The sequence below is a fragment of the Escherichia sp. MOD1-EC6819 genome (assembly GCF_002965765.1).
Classification (GTDB): Bacteria; Pseudomonadota; Gammaproteobacteria; order Enterobacterales; family Enterobacteriaceae; genus Escherichia; species Escherichia ruysiae.
Genome location: NZ_PTRG01000027.1, coordinates 1 through 4,585, shown reverse-complemented (window position 1 = coordinate 4,585; position 4,585 = coordinate 1). Strand labels below are relative to the sequence as shown.

Below are 4,585 nucleotides of genomic sequence, written 5' to 3'. Positions count from 1 at the left end.
ATAATATATATTGCATATTTTATTTAATTGTCAAATTTTTATTCATAAAAACACAAATTATTTTATCTATATTGATATATGGTGTATTAAATTAAATACTATAGGTGGTAGATTTAATATTTCAGGTTATAAAATAAATAAATTTACTTCATGGAAGTCATGACCGCTCATCTGATGTAATGCTATGATTTACTTAGTTTTATTTTATTTGTCTTTCGCAAGATAAAAGATAAATAAAGAAATAAGAAACCATAGCATTACAATACTAATTGGATCTGCCATATTGTCTTGCTTAATTCAATATCGAATATATCCCTTATGTTTTGTGTATAAGTGTAATGAAGTCTGCGCAACTTCAGTGTTGCGCCATTGGACTTCGGTCATCATTATTTTTTTTGGGGACTAAATGTAAATAATTACGCTATATACAGATATCTGGAGTTAAATGAATGAGCAAGGTTGTCGCAGAAGAGCTTAGATATCAGAATAACTGAAAATCATTGTATTACATGATTATAAAAACCGGCTTTCGCCGAAAACCTCTGGAAAATTTTTTCTACTTCAGCGAGTGAGTGCTTTGTGCACTCAGCGGTGCTGCAAGAAAGTCCCTAGAGAAGTATAAACCAATATCTTCGTATCAGTTTATGGGGCGTAAGTCAGTGCGAAGCACTTTGTTATAAATATCCGTAGAAGGTTTTTTTAAATTCGATTAAAGGAGCATTGTTTTTTTATTTATATGTATCATTCTTTTGTTTTCCAGAAGCGAGATAAAATTATTTCTCATGAGTAATGAAATAAAAATATTTTGTTTTAGGTGTTGATTTTTTATGTTGGCATGATAGTACTTGATTATAAAACTAAAAAAGGATCAAGCCATGTGCAATAATATTACTCTTTCTCAGGAAGAAAAATTTATCAAGTTGATTGATAAATATATCACTCAGCATCGTGATCATACTATTAATGCTGTTTTTTACCGAAAGCTGTATGTGCTTTTCGTCGGATATCATCTTAAATATTATTACTCAAGTAAGCAATACTGCAACTCGTGTTTTCATGTGGATAATATTATGCAGATGTTCACAGGTGTAGTTTCTTCACTCAAGGCTAATGTGCTAACAAAGCTCAACAATAGTCATACAATGCTTCATTGCTTGAACGGGCTTGTGGATTACATTTCCGCTAACCTCATGGAGGTTGAACAACTCTATGCAGATTTACTGGCGCAATATGAAAGGAAAAGTATTTCTCATTCGTTGGATTTTATACCACCACCTGTGGGTGGCAGAAAAAGACTGTGAGAATACGGGAATAACAGTTATGCGGAACTTTCAGTTCAAATTAATTAGCGGGTAAGAAAAGCAGGAGTTGGTTATCCAAGCTCCTGCCTGAATGAAGAATTTGCTGAAATTTAACTTATTGTGGGATTTATTTTATTGAATAAACAGAACCCTGTCTGCATAGATTTTTTTAAGTATACATATAAGAACAATACAGCTTACGAAAAACGTAATGACTGAGACTGGAGTGTTTCCGGTCAATGAAAATGCTAACCATGCGAGACCGAACGCCACGAATTGAAATAGAAATGCCACTATGACCGGGCTTTCGCCATAGACCACTTTTGCATGGCATCCAAGGCATATTTTTACACCGTGGGGACTTTCCTTAAAGCAGAAGGGGAATCGAACTGTCTGGTTACTCATTGTGACTCCGTGGCCTAAATTAAGTTGATGTCTTTTTGACCATTCTCGATGAATAATTCTCTTTAGTAAAATTGCTTGTACCGATCGATGATTATCATGTGATAGATTTTAACTATCATAATCAAAATAATGATCTGTATAAACGATCAATAATTTATTGACTAAATTACATTTGTGAACTAAAGGTGGTGTGGCTTGTAGCTGTGAATTTTCCTAACTGATTGTTCTGAAAGCTGTTTATCAAAAGACTCAGGGTTGTGTGCAAGTAAGTGAAGATGATAAATTTGTCTAAAGGGACGAGCGGTCGCATACAACAGAGAACTATCCAACTGTCTGAGCAGTTGTATGAGCCTGCTAAGAAATGGAAGCCACATCTGGAAGTGGGATTGGTGTTGTCTGGATATCTGATGGGCCGTAAAGCGTAGTTTTTGGTTCAACTGGATGGTTTGGGCAAGTTCATTCTCCCTTTCATTTCTGACTTGCTCGTCGAGTTGTAGTAGTTTATCGAGAATAGTTTCTCTGCTGGGATGTTGTGCTTCTGGCTGTTTACAAGGAGCTGGAGCAAATTTAGATCTTGTATTAAGTAGTTTTACATGTCCAGGCGAGTAATCAATAAGTGTCTGAATATTTGACCAGGCATACCTTTTCCCAAGCTGCGAAGCCTTGAAGGCAATCCCCTGAAATTCAAATGAAAAACCATTCATTTTGCCCGTCGAAGCAATGTTGGGCTGGCAGGTTACACCCACTTGTTCCAGTTGCTGAATGAACGATAACAAATCTGGGCGATTGGCTAACACATTATCAATGCAAGTTTGCAAAGCGGCTTTTGGGCAGGGAGTTGCCGTTCGTTCAGAGAGCATCTTTTCGTTGCGCGAAAGCTTCTTTATGCTCTGAGATCGTCGGTTTGAAGTAGTCGCTGTTTCTGTGAGATCATGTATTCTTTCAAGCTCACTGATAATTCGAGTGCTGGCAAGGTTCTCATTTTTTCCCAGATACAACTTTCCGTCAGTAATATCGATACGACTGGCAATAATGTGAATATGTTGTCCAGCCTCATCATTATGAAGAACATAGCAACGAAGATGTGTATCATTAAAACCCATACGGGACATATAGTCGTCGGCTACGGTTGCCCATTGTGCTTCTGACAATTTTTCTCCATGCGGTAAGCGAAGAGAGTTGTGCCATACCGGTTTTTTGATATCAGGTCGTAAAAGTTTTGTTTGTCCAAACTCGCGAATAAGGTCAACGATATGGTTGCCAGCCATATTGCCACCAATAACCCTGGGATCAGTTTTATGGTGTGAAGCGGGTTCAAGTGCATAGACAACTACTCCTGTAAATTGCTTACCTCTCTTGATTTTCTGCATACCTTTCATTTGTATTACTCCAAAAAGTTGAGGGAAGTAGAAGAGTGCGAAGTGTCTGCACCTGCCGTTTGATTACATGCATTTCTGTCAGGGTTGGATCGCTGTCTGGACTTTTACCATCGAGGTATGTCAGCAGGCGATTTAAATCTTGTGAAAGGCGACCAAGCTCTACCCATGCACTTTTATTAATCTCTGGTAATACCAAAGGAAGTTTATTCAGCGAAGCCATCCTGAGCCATTCTCCTTTTTTATAGGAACCTCTTTTTTCTTCCAGAATAGATAATTCATTTTCATTTAATCTGACACTTACACAGTATGATCTGATTTCATTCTCTGGTAACCGTTCAGTATGAAATTTTCCCCTTCTCGATGTTTTTGTTAAATCAGGCTGTTGTTTTTGAGGATTATAATGCATATAAATTCCTAAATTTTAATCGTGTCATGAACCATATATAAAAGATAATAATAAAACGTCAAGTGTATAATCGTGAAAAAATAAACACCGGATAAAAGAGTCTCTTAAAATAGTTTAAGACTTACCCGGTTTAGCTTTAGATATATAGTCTTGAGTCTGTTATTGATATTTCACATTGAATTCATATTTCTAATATAACTCTATTATCTATACTGTATCCTTTTGAACCGTTTAGGTAACCTGGATTTAGTTGTAATGATCTTTATTGTTTTTCTTATTGATTTAGTTTTTTTCATTGTTGCTTATCCCCCATTATGCTATTTTTCTATAAATATTGTTATTAAATTGATGTTCTTTTATTCCTAATACTTCGTCATAGATTCGTGAAAAGGTAAACCATGATATTTCTTTTTGTTCTCGCTTTTTGTCCAAATAAATAACATTGCAACCACGGAAGGAGAATGATTTCCAGAAAACAACTGAGTTAATATTTTTAAGAAACAGTATGAAATCTTTGATCGTTTCTTTCTTGGTCATGCCATAAGAGAAGTGTGCGTAAATTGAAAATATAGTTAGAATGTTTCTCTCCGTAATCATATGACGAGAGAAATAGGTAAGATAGAAATCATGGTCATAAGTGTAGCTTTTGCAGAAGCTTGAAAAATGTGGGTTGTACAATCTATAAAGATCTACATTTTTGTGCGTTTTAGAAAGATAACTTGTGAAGGTTGAATAGTTTTGTTTTTTCATTTTTATTCTCCTTTATTGTTTTTGTTACGGAGAATATATATTAAGAAATAAATAAAATTCAAATTTATTTTTATGAATTAGGGTGTAAATATTTTTTCGTCCTTTATTTAATGGTCAATTGATTGTTTTTATTTTGAAAAAATTAATTTATAAAAATACTATTGTGTTAATTATTAAAAATGGGCTTTTAAATATATAATGATTAGGATTGGTGATAAGTAAATCTATAGTAAAGGTCATCATCTATTTTTTGTATTCTTGATTTGTTATGAAACTGCACTGATCATTCATGTAAAAACAAATGGTTATTATTATCAGTACAATATTACATTCAGTACATGATA

General features: G+C 34.5%; 5 protein-coding genes. 1 reads left to right on the top strand and 4 read right to left on the bottom strand.

Features of this window, described 5'->3' with window-relative positions; genetic code table 11:
• Nucleotides 1-875: 875 nt before the first annotated feature.
• Complete coding sequence (locus A7Z06_RS21380; RefSeq protein ID WP_000336169.1) at nt 876-1,301, top strand: hypothetical protein; 426 nt, start codon at nt 876-878, stop codon at nt 1,299-1,301.
• A 132-nt stretch (nt 1,302-1,433) separates the two neighbouring features.
• Here A7Z06_RS21380 and A7Z06_RS22180 read toward each other — a convergent pair whose 3' ends face one another.
• The 4 genes from A7Z06_RS22180 to A7Z06_RS21360 form a co-directional block, all read right to left on the bottom strand.
• Nucleotides 1,434-1,706 (bottom strand): hypothetical protein, encoded by a 273-nt coding sequence (locus tag A7Z06_RS22180; protein WP_000070948.1) that lies wholly within the window; start codon nt 1,704-1,706, stop codon nt 1,434-1,436.
• 179 nt (nt 1,707-1,885) lie between these two features.
• A complete protein-coding gene (locus A7Z06_RS21370; protein ID WP_000677826.1) occupies nt 1,886-3,085 on the bottom strand; it encodes a relaxase/mobilization nuclease domain-containing protein in 1,200 nt (399 codons plus the stop codon).
• Nucleotides 3,054-3,491, bottom strand: a complete 438-nt coding sequence (locus A7Z06_RS21365) for a hypothetical protein (RefSeq protein WP_001525466.1) — start codon at nt 3,489-3,491, stop codon at nt 3,054-3,056. The genes A7Z06_RS21370 and A7Z06_RS21365 overlap by 32 nt, the downstream gene beginning before the upstream one ends.
• 312 nt (nt 3,492-3,803) lie before the next feature.
• Entirely contained in the window at nt 3,804-4,241 is a 438-nt protein-coding gene (locus A7Z06_RS21360) for a hypothetical protein (RefSeq protein WP_000744626.1), read from the bottom strand.
• Nucleotides 4,242-4,585: the final 344 nt, after the last annotated feature.

What these genes read in the sequence shown, in the direction of transcription:
- A7Z06_RS22180 (WP_000070948.1), bottom strand. Translation starts at nt 1,706, where the DNA reads ATGAGTAACCAGACAGTTCGATTCCCCTTCTGCTTTAAGGAAAGTCCC.
- A7Z06_RS21360 (WP_000744626.1), bottom strand. Translation starts at nt 4,241, where the DNA reads ATGAAAAAACAAAACTATTCAACCTTCACAAGTTATCTTTCTAAAACG.
- A7Z06_RS21365 (WP_001525466.1), bottom strand. Translation starts at nt 3,491, where the DNA reads ATGCATTATAATCCTCAAAAACAACAGCCTGATTTAACAAAAACATCG.
- A7Z06_RS21380 (WP_000336169.1), top strand. Translation starts at nt 876, where the DNA reads ATGTGCAATAATATTACTCTTTCTCAGGAAGAAAAATTTATCAAGTTG.
- A7Z06_RS21370 (WP_000677826.1), bottom strand. Translation starts at nt 3,085, where the DNA reads ATGAAAGGTATGCAGAAAATCAAGAGAGGTAAGCAATTTACAGGAGTA.